Origin of the sequence: Serratia sp. BNK-23 (genome assembly GCF_047456145.1) — a bacterium.
Lineage (GTDB): Bacteria > Pseudomonadota > Gammaproteobacteria > Enterobacterales > Enterobacteriaceae > Serratia > Serratia nematodiphila.
The window spans coordinates 4,087,837-4,109,090 of sequence record NZ_CP179900.1 but is presented as its reverse complement, the minus strand read 5'-3'; the positions used below and the strand labels follow the sequence as shown (position 1 = coordinate 4,109,090).

The 21,254-nt window shown below is 56.3% G+C and carries 21 protein-coding genes, 1 tRNA gene, 1 rRNA gene and 1 other annotated feature; of the genes, 13 read left to right on the top strand and 10 right to left on the bottom strand.

Going from position 1 to position 21,254, the window contains the following annotated elements; translation table 11 throughout:
* Positions 1–14 precede the first annotated feature (14 nt).
* On the top strand, positions 15–530 hold the full coding sequence (luxS, locus tag ACMGF9_RS19605) for an S-ribosylhomocysteine lyase (protein WP_004932513.1): 516 nt from the start codon (positions 15–17) through the stop codon (positions 528–530).
* Positions 531–596: 66 nt separating this feature from the next.
* On the opposite strand, the gene ACMGF9_RS19600 is transcribed toward luxS, so the two are convergent.
* Together ACMGF9_RS19600 and ACMGF9_RS19595 are read right to left on the bottom strand one after the other, a co-directional pair.
* Positions 597–1,886: an HlyC/CorC family transporter gene (locus tag ACMGF9_RS19600; RefSeq protein ID WP_053091190.1), complete on the bottom strand. Its 1,290-nt coding sequence runs from the start codon at positions 1,884–1,886 to the stop codon at positions 597–599.
* A 42-nt stretch (positions 1,887–1,928) separates the two neighbouring features.
* Complete coding sequence (locus ACMGF9_RS19595; protein ID WP_004932506.1) at positions 1,929–2,720, bottom strand: inner membrane protein YpjD; 792 nt, start codon at positions 2,718–2,720, stop codon at positions 1,929–1,931.
* Positions 2,721–2,889: 169 nt separating this feature from the next.
* On the opposite strand from ACMGF9_RS19595, the gene ffh reads away from it, so the two are divergent.
* The 5 genes from ffh (at position 2,890) to rplS (ending at position 6,506) form a co-directional block, all read left to right on the top strand.
* Complete coding sequence (gene ffh / locus ACMGF9_RS19590; RefSeq protein WP_004932504.1) at positions 2,890–4,251, top strand: signal recognition particle protein; 1,362 nt, start codon at positions 2,890–2,892, stop codon at positions 4,249–4,251.
* 214 nt (positions 4,252–4,465) lie between these two features.
* On the top strand, positions 4,466–4,714 hold the full coding sequence (gene rpsP, locus ACMGF9_RS19585; RefSeq protein WP_004932501.1) for a 30S ribosomal protein S16: 249 nt from the start codon (positions 4,466–4,468) through the stop codon (positions 4,712–4,714).
* Between the two features lie 18 nt (positions 4,715–4,732).
* On the top strand, positions 4,733–5,281 hold the full coding sequence (gene rimM / locus ACMGF9_RS19580; RefSeq protein ID WP_015376706.1) for a ribosome maturation factor RimM: 549 nt from the start codon (positions 4,733–4,735) through the stop codon (positions 5,279–5,281).
* Positions 5,282–5,333: 52 nt separating this feature from the next.
* Positions 5,334–6,101 carry a tRNA (guanosine(37)-N1)-methyltransferase TrmD gene (gene trmD, locus ACMGF9_RS19575; protein ID WP_004932485.1) on the top strand — a complete coding sequence of 256 codons (768 nt, stop codon included), beginning with the start codon at positions 5,334–5,336 and terminating at the stop codon, positions 6,099–6,101.
* Between the two features lie 48 nt (positions 6,102–6,149).
* On the top strand, positions 6,150–6,506 hold the full coding sequence (rplS, locus tag ACMGF9_RS19570) for a 50S ribosomal protein L19 (protein WP_015376707.1): 357 nt from the start codon (positions 6,150–6,152) through the stop codon (positions 6,504–6,506).
* A gap of 143 nt (positions 6,507–6,649) precedes the next feature.
* Here rplS and ACMGF9_RS19565 read toward each other — a convergent pair whose 3' ends face one another.
* From ACMGF9_RS19565 to ACMGF9_RS19550, 4 genes are all read right to left on the bottom strand, one after another.
* Positions 6,650–6,877 (bottom strand): ogr/Delta-like zinc finger family protein, encoded by a 228-nt coding sequence (locus ACMGF9_RS19565; RefSeq protein ID WP_021505301.1) that lies wholly within the window; start codon positions 6,875–6,877, stop codon positions 6,650–6,652.
* Positions 6,878–6,942: 65 nt separating this feature from the next.
* Entirely contained in the window at positions 6,943–7,455 is a 513-nt protein-coding gene (locus ACMGF9_RS19560) for a lysozyme (RefSeq protein ID WP_015376709.1), read from the bottom strand.
* The gene (locus ACMGF9_RS19555; RefSeq protein ID WP_004932472.1) at positions 7,439–7,660 is read right to left on the bottom strand and encodes an HP1 family phage holin; all 222 of its coding nucleotides are present in this window, start codon (positions 7,658–7,660) and stop codon (positions 7,439–7,441) included. Before ACMGF9_RS19555 ends, ACMGF9_RS19560 begins: the two co-directional genes overlap by 17 nt.
* A gap of 245 nt (positions 7,661–7,905) precedes the next feature.
* Positions 7,906–8,670 carry a YdiY family protein gene (locus ACMGF9_RS19550; protein WP_004932469.1) on the bottom strand — a complete coding sequence of 255 codons (765 nt, stop codon included), beginning with the start codon at positions 8,668–8,670 and terminating at the stop codon, positions 7,906–7,908.
* A gap of 495 nt (positions 8,671–9,165) precedes the next feature.
* Here ACMGF9_RS19550 and ACMGF9_RS19545 point away from each other — a divergent pair, with 495 nt between their 5' ends.
* Both ACMGF9_RS19545 and tyrA read left to right on the top strand, forming a co-directional pair.
* On the top strand, positions 9,166–10,242 hold the full coding sequence (locus tag ACMGF9_RS19545; RefSeq protein ID WP_004932466.1) for a 3-deoxy-7-phosphoheptulonate synthase: 1,077 nt from the start codon (positions 9,166–9,168) through the stop codon (positions 10,240–10,242).
* A 3-nt stretch (positions 10,243–10,245) separates the two neighbouring features.
* Positions 10,246–11,367 carry a bifunctional chorismate mutase/prephenate dehydrogenase gene (tyrA, locus tag ACMGF9_RS19540; RefSeq protein WP_004932463.1) on the top strand — a complete coding sequence of 374 codons (1,122 nt, stop codon included), beginning with the start codon at positions 10,246–10,248 and terminating at the stop codon, positions 11,365–11,367.
* Positions 11,368–11,421: 54 nt separating this feature from the next.
* Here tyrA and pheA read toward each other — a convergent pair whose 3' ends face one another.
* The 4 genes from pheA to bamD all read right to left on the bottom strand — a co-directional run bounded on the left by pheA (position 11,422) and on the right by bamD (position 14,256).
* Positions 11,422–12,579: a bifunctional chorismate mutase/prephenate dehydratase gene (pheA, locus tag ACMGF9_RS19535; protein ID WP_004932460.1), complete on the bottom strand. Its 1,158-nt coding sequence runs from the start codon at positions 12,577–12,579 to the stop codon at positions 11,422–11,424.
* A gap of 42 nt (positions 12,580–12,621) precedes the next feature.
* Positions 12,622–12,748, bottom strand: a sequence feature (Phe leader region).
* Complete coding sequence (locus ACMGF9_RS19530) at positions 12,700–12,747, bottom strand: hypothetical protein (RefSeq protein WP_101428074.1); 48 nt, start codon at positions 12,745–12,747, stop codon at positions 12,700–12,702. (Overlaps the previous feature by 48 nt.)
* 122 nt (positions 12,749–12,870) lie before the next feature.
* Complete coding sequence (gene raiA / locus ACMGF9_RS19525; protein WP_414160376.1) at positions 12,871–13,212, bottom strand: ribosome-associated translation inhibitor RaiA; 342 nt, start codon at positions 13,210–13,212, stop codon at positions 12,871–12,873.
* A 312-nt stretch (positions 13,213–13,524) separates the two neighbouring features.
* On the bottom strand, positions 13,525–14,256 hold the full coding sequence (gene bamD, locus ACMGF9_RS19520) for an outer membrane protein assembly factor BamD (RefSeq protein WP_004932456.1): 732 nt from the start codon (positions 14,254–14,256) through the stop codon (positions 13,525–13,527).
* Positions 14,257–14,387: 131 nt separating this feature from the next.
* Here bamD and rluD point away from each other — a divergent pair, with 131 nt between their 5' ends.
* The 5 genes from rluD to ACMGF9_RS19495 all read left to right on the top strand — a co-directional run bounded on the left by rluD (position 14,388) and on the right by ACMGF9_RS19495 (position 21,017).
* On the top strand, positions 14,388–15,365 hold the full coding sequence (rluD, locus tag ACMGF9_RS19515; RefSeq protein WP_004932452.1) for a 23S rRNA pseudouridine(1911/1915/1917) synthase RluD: 978 nt from the start codon (positions 14,388–14,390) through the stop codon (positions 15,363–15,365).
* Positions 15,365–16,096, top strand: coding sequence for a purine nucleoside phosphorylase YfiH (yfiH, locus tag ACMGF9_RS19510; protein WP_118892431.1), 732 nt, complete (start codon positions 15,365–15,367; stop codon positions 16,094–16,096). The genes rluD and yfiH overlap by 1 nt, the downstream gene beginning before the upstream one ends.
* Positions 16,097–16,226: 130 nt before the next feature.
* Complete coding sequence (gene clpB, locus ACMGF9_RS19505; protein ID WP_118892430.1) at positions 16,227–18,800, top strand: ATP-dependent chaperone ClpB; 2,574 nt, start codon at positions 16,227–16,229, stop codon at positions 18,798–18,800.
* Between the two features lie 511 nt (positions 18,801–19,311).
* Positions 19,312–20,853: ribosomal RNA gene (locus tag ACMGF9_RS19500) — 16S ribosomal RNA — on the top strand.
* Between the two features lie 88 nt (positions 20,854–20,941).
* Positions 20,942–21,017 (top strand) — tRNA-Glu (locus ACMGF9_RS19495).
* The last annotated feature ends 237 nt before the right edge of the window (positions 21,018–21,254 follow it).

Here is a 21,254-nt window from a genome sequence, read left to right as displayed (position 1 = left end):
GAGGAGGTAGCGAAATGCCATTGCTGGATAGCTTTACCGTCGATCATACCCGTATGGCAGCCCCGGCTGTCCGCGTTGCGAAAACCATGAAAACGCCTCATGGCGATACCATCACGGTATTTGATCTGCGCTTTTGCCGCCCGAACCTGGAAGTGATGCCCGAACGCGGCATTCACACGCTGGAACACCTGTTCGCCGGCTTTATGCGCGACCACCTGAACGGCCAGGGCGTGGAGATTATCGACATCTCCCCAATGGGCTGTCGCACCGGTTTCTACATGAGCCTGATCGGCGTGCCGGAAGAGCAGCGCGTTGCCGATGCCTGGAAAGCGGCGATGGCAGACGTGCTGAAAGTGACCGACCAGCGCAAGATCCCTGAGCTGAACGAGTACCAGTGTGGTACCTACCACATGCACTCGCTGGAAGAAGCGCAGGAAATCGCCAAGCACATTCTGGATAACGGCGTGGTGGTGAACCACAACGACGAACTGGCGCTGCCGAAAGAGAAGCTGCAGGAACTGCATATCTAGTCGTGCGTGGCCCGCAGAGATAAAAAAAGACGCGATTTCGCGTCTTTTTTACGTTCTGGCGGAGGGTTAATGATGGCCGACGCTCGACTGCAGCGAGGTGATCGGCGTGACCCGCACCTGTTTGATCATATTGCCCTGCACGTCGAGAATGTCGATATCGTAATGGCCGATACGCACCCGGGTGCCGATTTCGGGTATCTCTTCCAGTTCTTCCAGCAGCATGCCGTTGACGGTGCGAGCTTCATTGGCGGGTAAAGTCCAGTTAAAGGCCTTGTTCAGCTCCCGCACGTTGGCGGTACCGTCGATCAAGACCGAGCCGTCGCTCTGCGGCGTGACTTCTTCCGCCAGCGTCGGCGACATCGAGGTGGTGAAGTCGCCGACGATCTCCTCGAGGATGTCTTCCACCGTAACCAGGCCCTGAATGTCGCCGTACTCGTCGACCACGATGCCGACCTTCTCTTTGTTGCGCTGGAACTTCACCAGCTGCACGTTGAGCGGCGTGCCTTCCGGTACGAAGTAGATCTCATCGGCGGCGCGCAGCAGGTTCTCTTTGTTGAACTCTTTTTTCTCGGTCATCAGGCGATAGGCTTCGCGCACGCGCAGCATGCCGATCGCGTCGTCCAGCGAGCTGCGATACAGCACGATGCGGCCGTGCGGCGAATGGGTCAGCTGGCGCATGATCGACTTCCAGTCGTCGTTGACGTCGATGCCGACGATCTCGGTGCGCGGCACCATGATGTCGTTGACCGTCACCTTTTCCAGGTCCAGCACCGAGATCAGCATGTCCTGATTGCGGCGGGAGATCTGCGACTGGGATTCACGCACGATGGTGCGCAGCTCATCCTTGCTGACGGCGTCGCTGATGCGCACGTTGGTGCGGATACCGAACAGGCGCAAGGTCAGGCTGGTGATGCCGTTGAGCAACCAGACCAGCGGGAACATCACCTTTTGCAACGGGGCCAGCAGGACGCTGCTGGGGAAGGCGATGCGTTCCGGATAGAGCGCAGCGAAGGTTTTCGGCAGCACTTCGGCGAACAACAGCACGGCGAAGGTTAGAACGCCGGTCGCAATCGCCACGCCGAGATCGCCATACAGCCGCATGCCGACGATGGTCGCCAGCGCCGAAGCGAGGATGTTGACCAGGTTGTTGCCGATCAGCACCAGGCCGATCAGCCGATCCGGTTTTTGCAGCAGCTTCTCCACCCGGCGCGCCGAACGGTTACCCTGCTTGGACAGGTGGCGCAGGCGATAACGGTTGAGCGTCATCATGCCGGTTTCGGAGGCGGAGAAGTAAGCGGAGACCACGATCATGATCACCAGGATAATGATGAGGGTCCCCGTCGACACATGCTCCAATGCAGTATTCCTTATAGAGAGGGAAAGTTGAACCGGGCTGGCTCAGCGCACCATCACCTGTTGAATCAGACGGCTGCCGAAGTAGGCGAGCGTCAGCAGGAAGGCGCCGGCGAAGCTGAACCAGACGACGCGGCGGCCGCGCCAGCCTTCATGGTAATGGCCCCACAGCAACACGATATACACGAACCAGGCCATGATCGACAACACGGCTTTATGCACGTTCTCTTTGCTGAACAGATTATCCATGTACAGCAGGCCGGTGCACAGGGTGAGCGTCAGCAGCACCACGCCGATCTGGGTGATATGGAACATCTTGCGCTCGATGCTCATCAGCGGCGGCATGTCGGCGCTGAAGGTCAGCTTTTTGTTTTTCAACAGGTAGTCGAGCCAGGCGAGCTGTAAGGCGTAGAGCGCGGCGATGATAAGGGTGGCGTAAGAGAACAGCGCCAGGCCGATATGCACCATCAATTCCGGGCTGGCTTCCAGGTGAGTGATGAACTCGCCGGGCATGAAGCTGGCGAAGGCCAGATTGATCATCGCGAAGCTGTAGACGATTGGCAGCAGGAACCAGCCGCGATCGCGTGAAGCGACGAAGGTCATCACCGAACAGATGATCAGGCTGACGATAGAACCAATGTTCAGCAGGCTGAGATTCTGCCCGGCGCTGACGTCAAAGATGCGCTGCTGCAGCGCGATGGCGTGGCAAATCAACGCCACCACCGCCGAGACGAGGGCGAGCCGACGGTATGCGCTGTTCTTCCGCAACAAGCTGGGAATGATCAGTCCAAGGCTGAGCAGGTAGGCCATCAAAGCCACAATGGAGAAAACTGGCATAACGTTTAATTTTGCTTCGGCGTGGTTAATTGGAGTGTCAGTATAGCGTTGCGCGCGTTTCACTCCAACCTATCTCCAACGCTGAGGCAGAGATCCTGCGCGCTTCGTGTTATCATCGGCGCAATTGTGTCGCCGGAGCGGCCTGTCATTACACGTTGAGCATGAGACGATGTTTGAAAATTTAACCGATCGATTGTCGCGCACGTTGCGCAATATCAGCGGCCGCGGGCGGCTGACCGAAGAGAATATCAAGGAAACCCTGCGTGAAGTGCGCATGGCATTGCTGGAAGCGGACGTTGCGCTGCCGGTGGTGCGCGACTTCATCAACCGCGTCAAAGAGAGCGCGGTTGGCCATGAAGTCAACAAAAGCCTGACGCCGGGGCAGGAGTTCGTCAAGATCGTCAAGGGCGAGCTGATCGCCGCGATGGGCGAAGTCAACACCGAGCTGAATCTGGCGGCCCAGCCGCCGGCGGTGGTGCTGATGGCGGGCCTGCAGGGGGCCGGTAAAACGACCAGCGTCGGTAAGCTCGGCAAGTTCCTGAAAGAAAAACAGAAGAAGAAAGTGTTGGTGGTTTCCGCGGACGTTTATCGCCCGGCGGCGATCAAACAGCTGGAAACCTTGGCGGAAGGCGTCGGCATCGACTTCTTCCCGTCTGACGTCAAAGAAAAACCGATCGACATCGTCAATCGCGCGCTGCAACAGGCCAAGCTGAAGTTCTACGATGTCCTTATTGTCGATACCGCCGGCCGCTTGCACGTTGACGAAGCGATGATGGACGAGATCAAACAGGTGCACGCGGCGATCAAGCCGGTGGAGACCCTGTTCGTGGTCGACGCCATGACCGGCCAGGACGCCGCCAATACCGCCAAGGCGTTTAACGAAGCGCTGCCGCTGACCGGCGTGGTGCTGACCAAGGTCGACGGCGATGCGCGCGGCGGTGCCGCGTTGTCCATCCGCCATATCACCGGCAAGCCGATCAAGTTCCTTGGCGTCGGCGAGAAGACCGAAGCGCTGGAGCCGTTTTACCCGGATCGCGTGGCATCGCGCATCCTGGGCATGGGCGACGTGCTGTCGCTGATCGAAGATATCGAAAGCAAGGTCGACCGCGAGCAGGCGGAGAAGCTGGCCAACAAGCTGAAGAAGGGCGACGGTTTCGATCTGACCGACTTCCTGGAGCAGCTCAAGCAGATGCGCAACATGGGCGGCATGGCCAATATGCTGAGCAAGCTGCCGGGCGCCGGCCAACTGCCGGACAACGTCAAGTCGCAGATGGACGACAAAGTGCTGGTGCGCATGGAGGCGATCATCAACTCGATGACGCTGAAAGAGCGTGCCAAACCGGAAATCATCAAGGGCTCGCGCAAGCGCCGCATCGCGATGGGGGCCGGCATGCAGGTGCAGGACGTCAACCGCTTGCTGAAGCAGTTCGACGAAATGCAGCGTATGATGAAGAAGATGAAAAAAGGCGGTATGGCGAAGATGATGCGCGGCATGAAAGGTATGATGCCGCCGGGCTTCCCTGGCCGCTGACGGGCTTCCGCACGCCGAGTGCGGGCGCTTTCAGCATTCGCCGTTCGCGGTGAAAACCGTCCGAAATTTGACAGGCTGCAAAAGTTGTCCCCTGCGATCGACGCTTTAGATTGCTTTTTGCGCCAAAATGAGTAAAATTTTCGGGCTTTTTATATTGCAACCGGGCCCCGTCCCTCAATGGGGCCCGGCTGTTTTATTAACTAAAGAGGATGTTATGGTAACAATTCGTTTGGCACGTGGCGGCGCTAAAAAGCGTCCGTTCTATCAAGTAGTAGTGACCGACAGCCGCAACGCTCGTGATGGTCGTTTCATCGAGCGCGTAGGCTTCTTCAACCCGATCGCTTCCGGTCAGGCTGAAGCACTGCGTCTGGACCTGGACCGCATCGAGCACTGGGTTGGTCTGGGTGCAACCGTTTCTGATCGCGTTCACGCGCTGATCAAAGACGCTAAGAAAGCAGCTTAATCTGTCGCGGTGGTGGCAATGAGCAAGCAACTCAAACCGGTAGCGCCTAAGCAGCCGATTGTACTCGGTAAAATGGGTTCCGCTTACGGCATTCGTGGTTGGCTCAGAGTGTTTTCATCCACCGAGAACGCCGAAAGCATTTTTGACTATCAGCCGTGGTTTATCCAGCAGGCGGGTCAGTGGCAGCATATCGAGTTGGAAGACTGGAAGCGCCACAGTCAGGATCTGATCATCAAAGTCAAAGGCATTGACGATCGGGACGCGGCGAATCTGCTGACTAATCGCGAGATTATGGTGGATTCCGATCAACTTCCTCCGTTGGAGGGTGATGATTACTACTGGAAAGACCTGATGGGCTGCCAGGTAGTCACCTCCGCCGGCTACGAGCTGGGTAAAGTCATCGATATGATGGAAACCGGCTCGAACGATGTGATGGTTGTGAAAGCGAACCTGAAAGATGCGTTCGGCATGAAGGAGCGGTTGATTCCGTTTCTTCATGGGCAGGTTATCAAGAAAGTCGATCTCACTGCTCGCGTGATTGAGGCAGATTGGGATCCTGGTTTTTGACCCCCGGATCAAACGGTCGAAGCAAGTGGAATAACGGTAAGGGGATTGGCTTGTGTTCATCGGTATTGTAAGCCTGTTTCCTGAGATGTTCCGCGCTATCACCGATTACGGGGTGACTGGCCGGGCAGTAAAAAATGGCCTGCTGAGCGTGCAGTGTTGGAGTCCGCGCGACTTCACCTACGACCGGCATCGTACCGTGGACGATCGCCCTTACGGCGGCGGCCCGGGAATGCTGATGATGGTGCAACCTTTACGGGAAGCCATTCATGCGGCGAAAGCAGCGGCAGGCGAGGGAGCAAAGGTGATTTATCTGTCACCTCAGGGGCGCAAGCTGGATCAAACTGGCGTGTGCGAACTGGCGGCCAATCAGAAGATGATTCTGGTGTGCGGCCGTTACGAAGGGATAGACGAGCGCGTAATCCAAACCGAAATTGACGAAGAATGGTCAATCGGCGATTACGTTCTCAGCGGCGGGGAACTGCCGGCGATGACCCTGATTGATTCAGTCGCCCGTTTCATACCGGGTGTGCTGGGCCATCAGGCCTCAGCGGAGGAAGACTCCTTCGCCGACGGATTGCTGGACTGCCCGCACTATACCCGCCCCGAGGTGTTGGAAGGGATGGAGGTACCGCCGGTTCTGCTGTCGGGCAACCATGCCGAGATACGTCGCTGGCGCTTAAAGCAGTCGCTGGGCCGAACCTGGCTTAGAAGACCTGAACTTCTAGAAAGCCTAGCTCTGACTGACGAGCAAGCGGTGTTGCTGGCTGAGTTCCAACGGGAACATCAGGCCAGGCAACAGGACTATGAAGGAAACGTCTGACATCAGACGGGACCGATATATCAGTTTACCTAGGGTAAGAGACATATTATGAGCAACATTATTAAGCAACTTGAACAAGAGCAGATGAAACAAGACGTACCTGCATTCCGTCCGGGTGATTCCGTGGAAGTGAAGGTATGGGTCGTTGAAGGTAGCAAAAAACGTCTGCAGGCATTCGAGGGCGTGGTTATCGCTATCCGTAACCGCGGTCTGCACTCTGCATTCACTGTTCGTAAGATTTCCAACGGCGAAGGTGTTGAGCGCGTATTCCAGACTCACTCCCCAGTAATCGACAGCATTACTGTTAAACGTCGTGGTGCCGTTCGTAAAGCTAAACTGTACTACCTGCGTGAACGTACTGGTAAGGCTGCTCGTATCAAAGAGCGTCTGAACCGCGTTAACTAACGCTGCATCCAAAAGTTAATAGTTATCAGGGGTTGGCCTATGCCAACCCCTTTTTTTATCTTAAAACCTCGACATGTTGCATTTGCGAGATTTCGTCTGCGCACCGCCAACATAATAAAGCCTGCATAAGCAGGCTTTTTGCATTACAGCGCTGCGGCGCTGTGTTTCTGCTGACTCTCCGGCGGGTGAGGCTGAGCCGGGATAATGTCATCGCCAGGTTTGACGATCACCCGCGCGACGGACTCGTGCGTGGCGAATGTGCAGCTGCAATTGATGTTGCGGCATTGATGGTAACGCTCTTTGGTCGACTCGCTCAGATAGCGGCTGGAGCGAGTGTGGGCCACGTGACCGCATAGTGGACAGTGCATCATAAGAACCCCCTTGAACAAATTAAGTGAAATTGGTGTGGCATCACCTTTGGCGAGCGAACTCGTCATCATGAGGCAATGCCCTGCAAGCACAGTGCGCGTTCCATGGCGCGTCGCTGTTCCAGCCCTTTGTTTTTCTTTCCGTTTACGTAAACCCAGCGTGGCAGCTGATCGCAGGCCTGCCGCCACTGGCGCTGTTGCAGCAGCGCGACTAGCGTAGAGTGGCAGGCTGCGCTGACGCCCACATTGAAGGCGAAGGCGATCGCCGCATCATAGGTTTGTTGCGAGAGCGTATCCGGCAGGCAGGCGGCCATGCCGCGCTCGGTGCGGCGAACATCGTCGACCAAATCCATCGCGGCTTTGTGTTCATCAATCGCTTTACCAGGGATGACGCCAGCGGTGTGCCCAATGCCCTGCGTCCACACCCCGGCGCTGCACTGGTACGGCGACAGGCGGCAACCTTCGAGATCGGCGATCAGCCTGAGGCCGGCTTCTGAGGTTTGCAGCTCGCCAAATGACGGCAACAGCACGGCGATGGCCAAAACGGCGGCGACGCTGCAGCGCTTAACGGTTGCACTCATCGTAAATTTTCCTCCGCGATGTCGCATTGCGCTCAATGGCCTTCAAGATCTGCAGGCTTTTACGTCGGTAGTACCAGTTCACCAGAAACGTGCCGATGCCTACCGCCGCACCGACTAAAAAGGCAATGTCCTGCGGAGACAGCTTGCCGAGCCAGGCGAGAAACAGCGCCATGGCGTAGGTGATGAATGAGGTTATTTTCTCCATAGCATTATGCTCGCTTCGTTTACAGAATCTCGGGAGCCGGAGGCATCAATGTGAGACAGCTTGCTATCGATATCCATCATGCTCCTGGTCTGTATGATAATTACTGTATATGCATACAGTATTAAGCTATTTGCTAAAGTCGTCAATGGGTGAGGTGAATATTTTTAGCAGATTGTGCAAAAGAGGGAGGGGGCGGCATAAAAAAAGCCCATCGATGATGGGCTTCGAGAAATAATGGGGGGAGATTACAGGCCGTAGACCAGCGTGACCGAGGTGGTGGTATCTGTGTTCTTCGGCGCTGAGGCCGGCGGTTTGCTGTTGTAGGTCACGGTGTAAGCAACGCGCAATGAGAAGCGATCGTTGATCGCCACGTTCAACGCGCTTTCCGAGTTCAGCGTGGTTTCTTCGTTCGCCAGCGCGGAAACGCCCTGAATGAACTTGGTGTTGTCGGTCAACTGATAGGAATAGTTGGCCGCACCATAGGCCAGCCCCTTGGTCGAGCGGCCGCCGCCATGGTATTCGTCATGGCGCACGCCGGGACCGAATTCCACCCGCAGGTCACTGAGCGGCCCGTTAAGGAGTTGACGGCCGTAGCCGCCGGTCAGCGTGGAGCGTGAATCGTAACCGTTGAAACGGTCACTCAGCCAGCTGGCCTGACCGAACAGGTAGTTGCGATCGGTCAGGTTATAGCGCGTACGGCCACCGGCCTGGTATTTTTCGGACGAGCGCACGTTGGAGGAGGTGGTGTTGTTGGCCGCCCCCCACAGGCTGTACGCCGCGTCGCTGTTGAACCAGGTCATGTTGGTGTTGGCCAACAGGGTGGAGCTCTGCGAGTTGCCTGACTGGGCGTTGTAGCCCGCCTGCACGTTGCCTTCGAACGGTTTCTTGGCGGTGGCCGGATCGTCCATCGCGGTGAAAAGCGTATTGTCGGCAAGGGCTGAAACACTGGTGAAAGTCGTTAAGCAGCAAATATACAGCGGAAAAGCGCGACGAGCGCGAGAAGAGAGCATCTTGGATCCAGTTGTTAAGGGGAGTTATTGTTGATGACGGTCACATTATATCGGTTCATTTCGGCGACAAAAATAGCCGCCATTAGCTTAAGTTTTTAATTTTTATCCCTCATTTATTCGCTTTTCTTCTACTTAAAATCATCGCTTTTGGCGGCATTTCGTGCTGATCCTGCTTCGCACTGGCGTCGGTGCCGAGATCGGCGGCGTATTTTCGCTGTAAAACTAGATGTACAGATTTATTTACGAATGTTCGTTTTTCTTAGACCGGGTGGCTAATGTGGGGGGACGGGCTTTGTGATTTATTAATGTCATGTATTTATTGTGTTTTAATTGTTTTTTACAAGCCTTTTTCAGATGTGATTTAATCGGGATGATTACGGTAATTTTTTATTTACGGGAAATGGATTGAAAACTTTACATATCGTGATAGGGTAGAGCCCTGAAACGCTCAATGTTCCATTTCAACGCATAACGCCAAACGACAGGAATAGCATCATGCAAAAAGACGCGCTCAATAACGTACACATCAGTGCAGAACAGGTTCTCATCACGCCGGAGGAGCTGAAAAACCAGTTCCCGCTCAGCGCCGACGACGAAAATGAGATCGCCACTGCGCGCAACACTATCGCCAACATTTTGCAGGGGCGCGATCATCGCCTGTTGGTGGTGTGCGGGCCTTGTTCGATCCACGATCCGGACGCGGCGCTGGACTATGCCCGTCGTTTGAAAACCCTGGCGGCTGACTTGAGCGATCAGCTGTATATCGTTATGCGCGTCTACTTTGAAAAACCCAGAACCACTGTCGGCTGGAAAGGTTTGATCAACGATCCGTACATGGACGGTTCGTTTGACGTTGAGGCAGGCTTGCATATCGCGCGTCGCCTGTTGCTGGATCTGGTGGGCATGGGCTTGCCGTTGGCTACCGAAGCGTTGGATCCGAACAGCCCGCAGTACCTGGGGGATTTGTTCAGCTGGTCGGCGATCGGTGCGCGCACCACCGAATCTCAGACCCACCGAGAAATGGCCTCCGGCCTGTCGATGCCGGTCGGGTTCAAAAACGGCACCGACGGCAGCTTGGGTACCGCCATCAACGCCATGCGCGCCGCCGCTATGCCGCACCGCTTCGTCGGCATCAACCAGGCAGGCCAGGTTTGCCTGCTGCAGACGCAGGGCAACCCGGACGGACACGTGATCCTGCGCGGCGGCAAAACGCCGAACTACAGTGCTGAGCACGTCGCGGCCTGTGAAAAACAGATGCTTGAGGCGGGACTCCACCCGTCCTTGATGATAGATTGCAGCCATGGCAACTCGAATAAAGACTATCGCCGTCAGCCGGCGGTGGCCGAGTCCGTGGTGGAGCAGATCAAGGCGGGCAACCGCTCAATCACCGGCATTATGCTGGAGAGCCATCTGCATGAGGGCAACCAGTCTTCCGAACAGCCGCGTGCAGACATGCGTTACGGTGTGTCCGTCACCGACGCCTGCATCAACTGGGAGAGCACGGAAACCCTGTTGCGCCATATGCATCAGGAACTCGGCGCTGCGCTGGCGGCCCGTACGGGAGAAAAGTAAGTTATGGTGGCAGAACTGACCGCGCTGCGCGATCAAATCGATGAGGTGGATAAAGCGCTGCTGGGTCTGCTGGCGAAACGCCTGCATCTGGTAGCGGAAGTGGGCGAAGTCAAAAGCCGTCATGGCCTGCCGGTTTACGTACCGGAGCGCGAAGCCGCGATGCTGGCCTCGCGTCGCCAGGAGGCGGAAAACCTCGGGGTGCCGCCGGATTTGATCGAGGACGTTTTGCGCCGCGTGATGCGCGAATCCTACGTCAGCGAGAACGATAAAGGCTTTAAAACTTTGTGTCCGCAGCTGCGGCCGATCGTCATCATCGGCGGTAACGGCCAGATGGGAAGGCTGTTCAACCGCTTGCTGACGCTGTCGGGTTATCAGGTCAGGGTACTGGATCAGGAAGATTGGCCGCAGGCGGAACAGCTGCTGGCAGACGCCGGCATGGTGATCGTCAGCGTGCCGATCCACGTGACCGAGCAGGTGATAAGCCGCCTGCCGACGCTGCCTGCCGACTGTATTCTGGTGGATTTGGCGTCGGTGAAGAACCGCCCGCTGCATGCGATGTTGGCGGCGCACAGCGGCCCAGTGGTAGGGCTGCACCCGATGTTCGGCCCGGACGTGGGCAGCGTGGCGAAGCAGGTGGTGGTTTACTGCGACGGCCGCCAGCCGGAGGCTTACCAGTGGCTGCTTGAACAGCTGCAGGTGTGGGGCGCGCGGCTGCATCGCATCAGCGCGGTCGAACACGATCAGAACATGGCGTTTATTCAGGCGCTGCGCCACTTCGCCACCTTCGCCTACGGGTTGCATCTGGCGGAAGAGAACGTGCAACTGGAGCAGTTGCTGGCGCTCTCCTCGCCGATCTACCGGCTGGAGCTGGCGATGGTTGGCCGCCTGTTTGCGCAGGATCCGCAGCTTTACGCCGATATCATCATGTCGTCGGAGGAAAACGTGGCGCTGATTAAACGTTACTACCAGCGCTTCGGCGAGGCGATAACGCTGTTGGAGCATGGCGACAAACAGGCGTTTATCGACAGTTTCCGCAAGGTGGAGCACTGGTTCGGCGATTACGCCCAGCGCTTCCTGGTGGAGAGCCGCACGCTGTTGCGGCAGGCTAACGACAGCCGGCAGTAAAACGCGGGCGGTAAACGTAAAAGGTTCGGCTTGGCCGAACCTTTTTTTATGGTTTCAGGATGGGTTGACCGGCACCACGGTGTCGCTCGGGTAGCAGCCCAGGACCTTCAGCGAGCGGGTGATTGGCGCCAGATCGCGCAGCGCTTTTTGCATCGCGTCGGCACGCAGATTGGCCTGCACATCGATATAAAACATCTCTTCCCACGGATTGCCGTTGATCGGGCGTGATTCCAGTTTGGTCATGATGATGCCGTTGTCGCGCAGAACCAGCAGTGCTTCGACCAGCGCGCCGGATTGTTGGCCGGTCGCCATGATCAGCGTGGTTTTTGCCGGCACCTGTTCAGATACGTCGATCGCTTTGCGCGCCAGGACGATGAAGCGAGTGATGTTCTGCTGCTGGTTGGCGAGGTTGTGTTCCAGCACCTGCAGCCCGTACAACGCGCCGCCGGCCTCACTGCCCAGCGCCGCCACCTTCGGCGAATTCAGCTTGGCGACTTTCTCCATCGCCGCGGCGGTGCTTTCGGTGTACTCGATTTTCCAGTGCGGGAAGCGGTTAAGGAACTGGCTGCACTGTTGGAACGGCTGCGGGTGGCTGTAGACGGTTTCAATCTGGCCCAGGTCGCTGTCGCCGGCCACCAGAACACAGTGGTCGATCGGGTTGGTCAGTTCGCCGACGATCGACAGGCTGGTGTGTTGCAGCAGATCGTACACCTCGTTAATCGAGCCGGAGCTGGTGTTCTCGATCGGCAGAATGGCATAGTCCGCCTGACCGGTTTCCACCTGGGCGAAGATATCCTGAAACTTTTGGCAGCCGCATTCGATCAGCCGATCGAAATGGCGGGCGGCGTATTGGCGTGCCGCCAGATGCGAATAAGAGCCTTTCGGGCCGAGAAAGGCGATGCGGGCGGAGTGTTGGCTGACGGGGTTGAGCTGGTGCTGCAGCAGCGCCTGCTGGGTCAGGACGGAATCTTCGATAATCAGTTGAAACAGACGGGTGACGTAGAAGCCGTCCAGGTCGTAAGGTTTGGCGGCGGCGATCAGCGCATCCAGCAGATCGCGTTCGCGCTCTTTGTCGCGGATCGGGCGGTGAGAGTGCAGCTTGGTCTTGCCGACTTCGATCGCCAGCTCACGGCGTTCCGCCAGCAGGGCCAACAGTTTCAAGTCCAGTGCGCTGATGCGCTCGCGCAGCACCAATAACGGGTTGTCAGTCATAATCAGCTTCCGCCTTCTGTTCTTATTCGTTGTAAAACAGCCATAAAAAAAGCCCCCTGTCTCCAGGAGGCCTTGTTGTTCGTCTTCGCATTCTTTCTCACACGACGAAACGCCTCCCAGTCAGGGGAAGGTAAAAAAGAATGCGAAGAAAAACGGTGTGCGTGGCATGGTCTACCTAAGGTTAATGTGAACAGGTTTTAAAGTAACCGCTGGCCTTTAGCCCGTCAACAAAAATACCCGACAAAAAACGCGCCCTCGGGCGCGTTTGATGCGGCAATCGCTGTCGGACGGTTATTCCTGCTCTTGCATGACTTCCGGCACGATGTCTTTCACGCTGGCGTTGCAGCGGCGCGCTTCGCCTTTGTGCTGCACTTTGTTCAGCTGGCGCTCCAGCTTGGCGATCAGCTCATTAACGGCGGTATACATGTCATCATGTTTGGCGCTGGCGACCAGCGGGCCGTTAGGCGTGGTAATGGTAGCATCGGCGACAAACCCCTGCGGTTCTTTGGATAAGACGATATGCGGGTTAATCAGCTGGGTCTGCCATTTTTCCAGTTTGGTGAGACGGTCTTCGACGTGATTGCGGATTGCGGGAGTGATATCCATTTGTTTGCTGGTAATGTTCAATGTCATATAACTTACCTCTCTGTCTTTCCGTCTTGGTGAATCCAGCATACCCCGCTTTTTGTTTAAATGCGTGATGTAAATCACGATTTTTTGTCACTTTTTGCAAAGTTAGTTCAATCTGTGATTCAGCATTTGAATTGGCTATCTAATGCTTGAGAGTTGCCGCCGGATGGCGCATTATCGATGAGTTGACCGGTGAGGAGTACTAGCTAACACCGTGTTTTTACTTGTGTATTTTTCCAGTGAAAACCAGGTCGACGCCAATGAAAACGGCAGCCTCGGCTGCCGTTTGGTTTTTCTGCCGTTGCCGACGCGCGCTTATTGCGGGTTGGCGGCGATCACTTTGGCCACTTTGTCAGCCTGGCCGTTCAGCTGCAGCTGCTTGTAGGCATTTTCCATCAGCGGCAACACGTCGTGCGTCGCTTTGGTATCCGGGAATTCACGCAACATCTGCTCGGCGCGATTAACGACCGCGACGTAAGCACCGCGTTTAGTGTAGTATTCCGCCACCGAAAGCTCATACTTGGCCAAACGGTCTTTCAGATACACCAAACGCTTGTTGGCGTCGGTCGCGTATTGGCTGTTCGGGTATTGCTGAATCAACTGGCTGAAGTCGCGGAACGCAGCGCGAGCGTGCTGAGGATCGCGGTCCGAACGGTCAACCCCGAAGAAGCCCTGCAGCGCGCTGTCATCGAGCGCCATGTCGGTCAGGCCGCGCATGTACATCACGTAATCGATGTTTGGGTGCGTCGGGTTCAGACGCATGAAGCGATCGATGGATGCCTGAGCCATCGGCAAGTCGGCGGCCTTATAGTAGGCGTAAATCAAATCCAGCTGGACCTGCTGGGAATACGGCCCGAAAGGATAGCGGTTATCTAACGCTTCGAGTTGCGTAATCGCGCCCTTGAAGTTACCGTCCTGCAGTTTTTGCTGCGCGGTAGCATAGATTTCCGAAGGTGGGTTGTCGGGAACCGCATCCTTGGATGTGGAGCAACCTGCCAGCGCCAGGCTCAACGTGGCTGCCGCCACCAGATATTTCATACGCGTCATGACGTTTTGATTATCCTCAGGGTGTTATTCCGGGAGACTGTCCGTTAAGCTCCCGACAAAGACCAGGTACAATAGCACATTATATTAAACGGCATCGCCGTGAAAACCCAACGTTAACGAAGAAGCTGCATATGGCACAACAAGTACAACTCACCGCAACGGTGGCCGAATCTCAACTCGGACAACGTTTAGATCAGGCTTTGGCCGAATTGTTCCCTGATTATTCACGATCTCGCATAAAAGAGTGGATCCTGGGCGATCGGGTGAAGGTCAATGGCAAAACGTCAAACAAACCGAAAGAGAAGGTGCTGGGCGGAGAGACCGTCGCCATCGATGCACAGATTGAAGAAGAGGCGCGTTGGGAGCCACAGGATATCGCGCTGGATATCGTCTATGAAGACAGCGACATCCTGGTGATCAACAAACCGCGCGATTTGGTGGTGCACCCTGGCGCCGGTAACCCGGACGGCACGGTGCTCAATGCGCTGCTGCATCACTACCCGGAAATTGCCGACGTGCCGCGTGCCGGCATCGTGCACCGTCTGGACAAAGACACCACCGGCCTGATGGTGGTGGCGAAAACCGTGCCGGCGCAAACCCGGCTGGTGGAAGCGCTGCAGGCGCGTGAGATCACCCGTGAATATGAAGCGGTGGCGATCGGCACCATGACCGCCGGCGGCACGGTAGAAGAGCCTATCGCGCGTCATTCCACCAAGCGTACCCATATGGCGGTGCACCCGATGGGTAAACCGGCGGTAACGCACTACCGCATCATGGAACACTTCCGCGCGCACACCCGCCTGCGCCTGCGCCTGGAAACCGGCCGTACTCACCAGATCCGCGTGCACATGGCTTACATCAGCCATCCGCTGGTGGGCGATCCGCTGTACGGCGGCCGTCCGCGTCCACCAAAGGGCGCTTCGGAAGCCTTCATCAACACGCTGCGCGGCTTTGACCGCCAGGCGCTGCACGCCACCATGCTGCGTTTGTATCATCCGATCAGCGGCATCCAGATGGAGTGGCATGCGCCGCTGCCGCAGGACATGGTCGATCTGATCAATGCGCTGAAGGCGGACACCGAAGAATTCAAAGATCAGATGGACTGGTAATGAGCTCGCTCATTCTGCCTGACTGGCCGTTGCCTACCGGCATTAAGGCCTGCAGCACCACGCGTGGCGGCGGCGTTAGCCTGCCGCCTTATGACTCGCTGAACCTCGGCACCCACGTCGGTGATGAGGCGCAAGCGGTGACACGCAATCGGGAACGTTTGGTTACCGCCGCCGGTTTGCCGCAGATGCCGGTGTGGCTCGAGCAGGTGCACGGCACTCGCGTGGTGACGTTGACAGGGAAAGCGCCCGCCGATCTGCGGGCGGATGCGGTGTACAGCAACGTGCCGGGGCAGGTGTGCGCCGTGATGACGGCGGATTGTCTGCCGGTGTTGTTCTGCTCGCAGCACGGTGACGAAGTAGCTGCCGCCCACGCTGGCTGGCGCGGATTGTGCCACGGCGTGCTGGAGCAAACCGTGGCGGCGTTCAGCGCTGCACCGTGCCAAATTAGTGCCTGGTTGGGGCCGGCGATCGGCCCACAGCAGTTTGAGGTCGGGCCGGAGGTGCGCGCCGCTTTCATGGCGGAAGACGCCGAAGCCGCAGCGGCGTTTACCCCGCACGGCGATAAGTTTTTGGCTAATATCTACTTGCTGGCTCGCCAACGTTTGTTGCGAGCGGGCGTGCAGGCCATCTATGGCGGCGACCGCTGTACGGTTAACGAAACGAGTCATTTTTTCTCCTATCGGCGCGATGGAATAACCGGACGTATGGCAAGTTTAATCTGGCTGATATAACCTATTGAATTAGGACGATCCAACGACGCATGGCGTTGTACCGAAAATTTAGCGTCGAGATAACCTTGAAAATTTGAGGGATGACCTCATTTAATCTCCAGTAGCAATTTCGACCCATCTTGGAGGTGTTATGCGTCTGGATCGTCTTACCAACAAATTCCAGCTTGCCCTCGCCGATGCCCAGTCACTAGCCCTTGGGCACGACAACCAGTTTATTGAACCGCTACATCTGATGAGCGCCCTGCTCAATCAGGAAGGGGGCACGGTTCGTCCACTATTAACTTCCGCAGGTATCGATGCCGGGCGCGTGCGCACCGAAATCGAACAGGCGCTGTCCCGTTTACCGCAGGTAGAAGGCACCGGTGGCGACGTTCAACCGTCCCACGAGCTGGTGCGCGTCCTGAACCTGTGCGACAAGCTGGCGCAGAAGCGCGCGGATAAATTCATTTCTTCCGAGCTGTTTGTGCTTGCGGTGCTGGAAGACCGCGGCTCGTTGACCGACTTGTTGAAAGCGGCCGGCGTAACGGCCGACAAAATCAGCAAAGCCATTGAACAAATGAGAGGCGGTGACAGCGTGGAAGACCAAGGCGCCGAAGACCAACGGCAAGCATTGAAGAAATATACCATCGATCTGACCGAACGTGCCGAGCAGGGCAAACTTGACCCGGTGATTGGCCGTGACGAAGAGATCCGCCGCACCATTCAGGTGCTGCAACGCCGCACCAAAAACAACCCGGTACTTATCGGCGAACCTGGCGTGGGTAAAACCGCCATCGTCGAAGGCCTGGCGCAGCGCATCATCAACGGCGAAGTGCCGGAAGGGTTGAAGCACAAGCGCGTATTGTCCCTCGATATGGGCGCTTTGATCGCCGGCGCCAAATATCGCGGCGAGTTTGAAGAGCGTCTGAAAGGCGTGCTCAACGATCTGGCCAAGCAGGAAGGCAGCGTGATCCTGTTTATCGACGAACTGCACACCATGGTCGGCGCCGGTAAGGCGGATGGCGCAATGGATGCGGGCAACATGCTCAAACCGGCGCTGGCGCGCGGCGAGCTGCACTGCGTCGGTGCCACCACGCTGGATGAGTATCGTCAATATATAGAGAAGGATGCGGCCCTCGAACGTCGTTTCCAGAAAGTGTATGTGGCGGAGCCGAGCGTGGAAGACACTATCGCTATTCTGCGCGGCCTGAAAGAGCGTTACGAACTGCACCACCACGTGCAGATCACCGATCCGGCCATCGTGGCGGCGGCAACGCTTTCGCACCGTTATATCGCCGATCGTCAATTGCCGGACAAGGCTATTGACCTTATCGACGAAGCGGCGTCCAGCATTCGCATGCAGATGGACTCCAAGCCTGAATCGCTCGACAGGCTTGAGCGCCGCATCATTCAGTTGAAGCTGGAACAGCAGGCGCTGAATAAAGAGTCGGACGACGCCAGTAAGAAACGCCTGGAAATGCTCAGCGATGAGCTGGGGCAGAAAGAACGCGAATATTCGGAGCTGGAAGAAGAGTGGAAAGCGGAAAAAGCGTCACTCTCCGGTACTCAGAACATCAAGGCGGAACTTGAGCAGGCCAAAATCACCCTGGAGCAGGCGCGCCGCGTCGGCGATTTGGGGCGGATGTCGGAACTGCAATACGGCAAGATCCCTGAGCTGGAGAAACAGCTCGCCGCTGCCACGCAGGCCGAAGGCAAGAGCATGAAGCTGCTGCGTAACCGGGTAACCGATGCGGAGATTGCCGAAGTGCTGGCGCGCGCGACCGGGATCCCGGTGGCCAGAATGCTGGAAGGCGAGCGCGACAAGCTGCTGCGCCTGGAGCAAGAGCTGCATTCGCGGGTGATCGGCCAGGACGAAGCGGTCAGCGCGGTCTCTAATGCTATCCGCCGCAGCCGCGCCGGGTTGTCCGATCCTAACCGGCCGATCGGTTCGTTCCTGTTCCTTGGCCCGACCGGGGTGGGGAAAACCGAGCTTTGCAAGGCGCTGGCTTCGTTCCTGTTCGACAGCGACGACGCCATGGTGCGTATCGATATGTCCGAGTTTATGGAGAAACACTCCGTCTCTCGTCTGGTCGGCGCGCCTCCGGGCTATGTCGGTTATGAAGAGGGCGGCTACCTGACGGAAGCCGTGCGTCGCCGGCCTTATTCGGTGATCCTGCTGGATGAAGTCGAGAAAGCGCACCCAGACGTGTTTAACATCCTGCTGCAGGTGTTGGATGACGGCCGCCTGACCGATGGCCAGGGCCGTACCGTCGATTTCCGCAATACCGTGGTGATCATGACGTCCAACCTGGGTTCGGATCTGATCCAGGAGCATTTCGGTCAGATGAACTACGCGCAGATGAAAGAGTCGGTGATGGAGATGGTGAGTCACCACTTCCGTCCGGAATTCATCAACCGTATCGATGAAGTGGTGGTGTTCCATCCGCTGGGCGAGAAACACATTGCTGCGATCGCCAAGATTCAGCTGTCGCGTCTGTACAAGCGTTTGGAAGAGCGCGGTTACGAAGTAACCATGACCGAGCCTGCTCTGGCGTTGTTGAGCAAAACCGGTTACGACCCTGTGTATGGTGCGCGTCCGTTGAAACGCGCTATTCAGCAGGAGATCGAGAACCCGTTGGCGCAGCAAATCCTGTCCGGCAAGCTGATCCCCGGCAAGCTGGTGACGCTGGATGTGGAAAACGACCATATCGTTGCACGCCAATAACGGCAATTAAGCCTATTAAAGATGAAAGGGAGCGGGTGACCGCTCCCTTTTCTTTATCTTCGTTTGCTCCTGTTTACAGGGTTTGCCGCTATTACTGCGCTAAAACCGGTGTTTTTTGACTAATAAACATCCTAAAAAGGCATTTTTGGTGATTATTTGAACGCTTGAAAAGTTTTTTGCAATTAGGGGTTGCGGCCTGCCGAGAACTCCCTATAATGCGCCTCCACTGACCGGGAACAACGACTGACAAGCCGCCGGGTCAGCGAGAAGAAAGCGAAATAAACGCTTGACTCTCCGGGCGAAAAGCGTAGTATACGCAGCCCGCGCCGATGAGTTTCTCGGCACTGCTCTTTAACAATTTATCAGACAATCTGTGTGGGCACTCCACAAGACGATATCCAGCATCTTCGGATGCAAAAAAATATCAAGTCTTGAAGAGTGACTAACTGAAGTAAAATTCATGCAGTAAATCTTTGAGCATCGCTTCTCGAGTGGAAGCAAATCAAGCTTTTAATTGAAGAGTTTGATCATGGCTCAGATTGAACGCTGGCGGCAGGCTTAACACATGCAAGTCGAGCGGTAGCACGGGGGAGCTTGCTCCCTGGGTGACGAGCGGCGGACGGGTGAGTAATGTCTGGGAAACTGCCTGATGGAGGGGGATAACTACTGGAAACGGTAGCTAATACCGCATAACGTCGCAAGACCAAAGAGGGGGACCTTCGGGCCTCTTGCCATCAGATGTGCCCAGATGGGATTAGCTAGTAGGTGGGGTAATGGCTCACCTAGGCGACGATCCCTAGCTGGTCTGAGAGGATGACCAGCCACACTGGAACTGAGACACGGTCCAGACTCCTACGGGAGGCAGCAGTGGGGAATATTGCACAATGGGCGCAAGCCTGATGCAGCCATGCCGCGTGTGTGAAGAAGGCCTTCGGGTTGTAAAGCACTTTCAGCGAGGAGGAAGGTGGTGAACTTAATACGTTCATCAATTGACGTTACTCGCAGAAGAAGCACCGGCTAACTCCGTGCCAGCAGCCGCGGTAATACGGAGGGTGCAAGCGTTAATCGGAATTACTGGGCGTAAAGCGCACGCAGGCGGTTTGTTAAGTCAGATGTGAAATCCCCGGGCTCAACCTGGGAACTGCATTTGAAACTGGCAAGCTAGAGTCTCGTAGAGGGGGGTAGAATTCCAGGTGTAGCGGTGAAATGCGTAGAGATCTGGAGGAATACCGGTGGCGAAGGCGGCCCCCTGGACGAAGACTGACGCTCAGGTGCGAAAGCGTGGGGAGCAAACAGGATTAGATACCCTGGTAGTCCACGCTGTAAACGATGTCGATTTGGAGGTTGTGCCCTTGAGGCGTGGCTTCCGGAGCTAACGCGTTAAATCGACCGCCTGGGGAGTACGGCCGCAAGGTTAAAACTCAAATGAATTGACGGGGGCCCGCACAAGCGGTGGAGCATGTGGTTTAATTCGATGCAACGCGAAGAACCTTACCTACTCTTGACATCCAGAGAACTTAGCAGAGATGCTTTGGTGCCTTCGGGAACTCTGAGACAGGTGCTGCATGGCTGTCGTCAGCTCGTGTTGTGAAATGTTGGGTTAAGTCCCGCAACGAGCGCAACCCTTATCCTTTGTTGCCAGCGGTTCGGCCGGGAACTCAAAGGAGACTGCCAGTGATAAACTGGAGGAAGGTGGGGATGACGTCAAGTCATCATGGCCCTTACGAGTAGGGCTACACACGTGCTACAATGGCGTATACAAAGAGAAGCGACCTCGCGAGAGCAAGCGGACCTCATAAAGTACGTCGTAGTCCGGATTGGAGTCTGCAACTCGACTCCATGAAGTCGGAATCGCTAGTAATCGTAGATCAGAATGCTACGGTGAATACGTTCCCGGGCCTTGTACACACCGCCCGTCACACCATGGGAGTGGGTTGCAAAAGAAGTAGGTAGCTTAACCTTCGGGAGGGCGCTTACCACTTTGTGATTCATGACTGGGGTGAAGTCGTAACAAGGTAACCGTAGGGGAACCTGCGGTTGGATCACCTCCTTACCTAAAGATATTAGTTCGCGTGGCGTGCTCACACAGATTGTCTGATGAAAAAGTAACGAGCAAAAGCGTCATAAAAGTACGGTGTCGTGTCCCCTTCGTCTAGAGGCCTAGGACACCGCCCTTTCACGGCGGTAACAGGGGTTCGAATCCCCTAGGGGACGCCAAGCTTCCGACCCACCCGGTGAAAGCGGCGGTCTTCAGTATCTGACGATACACCATATCTTAAAGATGACTTCCGAGTCATGTTTAAGATATTGCTCTTTAACAATCTGGAACAAGCTGAAAATTGAAACATGACGGCTGAAATTTGTCCCTCCGTAGAAGTACTGGGATAAAGAGTAACCTGTCATAGAGTCTCTCAAATGTTTGCAGCGCGAACGATGGAAACATCTTCGGGTTGT

What these genes read in the sequence shown, in the direction of transcription:
- ACMGF9_RS19555 (WP_004932472.1), bottom strand. Translation starts at nt 7,660, where the DNA reads ATGGAGAAAATAACCTCATTCATCACCTACGCCATGGCGCTGTTTCTC.
- ACMGF9_RS19595 (WP_004932506.1), bottom strand. Translation starts at nt 2,720, where the DNA reads ATGCCAGTTTTCTCCATTGTGGCTTTGATGGCCTACCTGCTCAGCCTT.
- raiA (WP_414160376.1), bottom strand. Translation starts at nt 13,212, where the DNA reads ATGACATTGAACATTACCAGCAAACAAATGGATATCACTCCCGCAATC.
- yfiH (WP_118892431.1), top strand. Translation starts at nt 15,365, where the DNA reads ATGAGCTCGCTCATTCTGCCTGACTGGCCGTTGCCTACCGGCATTAAG.
- rluD (WP_004932452.1), top strand. Translation starts at nt 14,388, where the DNA reads ATGGCACAACAAGTACAACTCACCGCAACGGTGGCCGAATCTCAACTC.
- rimM (WP_015376706.1), top strand. Translation starts at nt 4,733, where the DNA reads ATGAGCAAGCAACTCAAACCGGTAGCGCCTAAGCAGCCGATTGTACTC.
- ffh (WP_004932504.1), top strand. Translation starts at nt 2,890, where the DNA reads ATGTTTGAAAATTTAACCGATCGATTGTCGCGCACGTTGCGCAATATC.
- luxS (WP_004932513.1), top strand. Translation starts at nt 15, where the DNA reads ATGCCATTGCTGGATAGCTTTACCGTCGATCATACCCGTATGGCAGCC.
- rpsP (WP_004932501.1), top strand. Translation starts at nt 4,466, where the DNA reads ATGGTAACAATTCGTTTGGCACGTGGCGGCGCTAAAAAGCGTCCGTTC.
- rplS (WP_015376707.1), top strand. Translation starts at nt 6,150, where the DNA reads ATGAGCAACATTATTAAGCAACTTGAACAAGAGCAGATGAAACAAGAC.
- pheA (WP_004932460.1), bottom strand. Translation starts at nt 12,579, where the DNA reads ATGACTGACAACCCGTTATTGGTGCTGCGCGAGCGCATCAGCGCACTG.
- ACMGF9_RS19550 (WP_004932469.1), bottom strand. Translation starts at nt 8,670, where the DNA reads ATGCTCTCTTCTCGCGCTCGTCGCGCTTTTCCGCTGTATATTTGCTGC.
- ACMGF9_RS19565 (WP_021505301.1), bottom strand. Translation starts at nt 6,877, where the DNA reads ATGATGCACTGTCCACTATGCGGTCACGTGGCCCACACTCGCTCCAGC.
- ACMGF9_RS19545 (WP_004932466.1), top strand. Translation starts at nt 9,166, where the DNA reads ATGCAAAAAGACGCGCTCAATAACGTACACATCAGTGCAGAACAGGTT.
- clpB (WP_118892430.1), top strand. Translation starts at nt 16,227, where the DNA reads ATGCGTCTGGATCGTCTTACCAACAAATTCCAGCTTGCCCTCGCCGAT.
- tyrA (WP_004932463.1), top strand. Translation starts at nt 10,246, where the DNA reads ATGGTGGCAGAACTGACCGCGCTGCGCGATCAAATCGATGAGGTGGAT.
- ACMGF9_RS19560 (WP_015376709.1), bottom strand. Translation starts at nt 7,455, where the DNA reads ATGAGTGCAACCGTTAAGCGCTGCAGCGTCGCCGCCGTTTTGGCCATC.
- bamD (WP_004932456.1), bottom strand. Translation starts at nt 14,256, where the DNA reads ATGACGCGTATGAAATATCTGGTGGCGGCAGCCACGTTGAGCCTGGCG.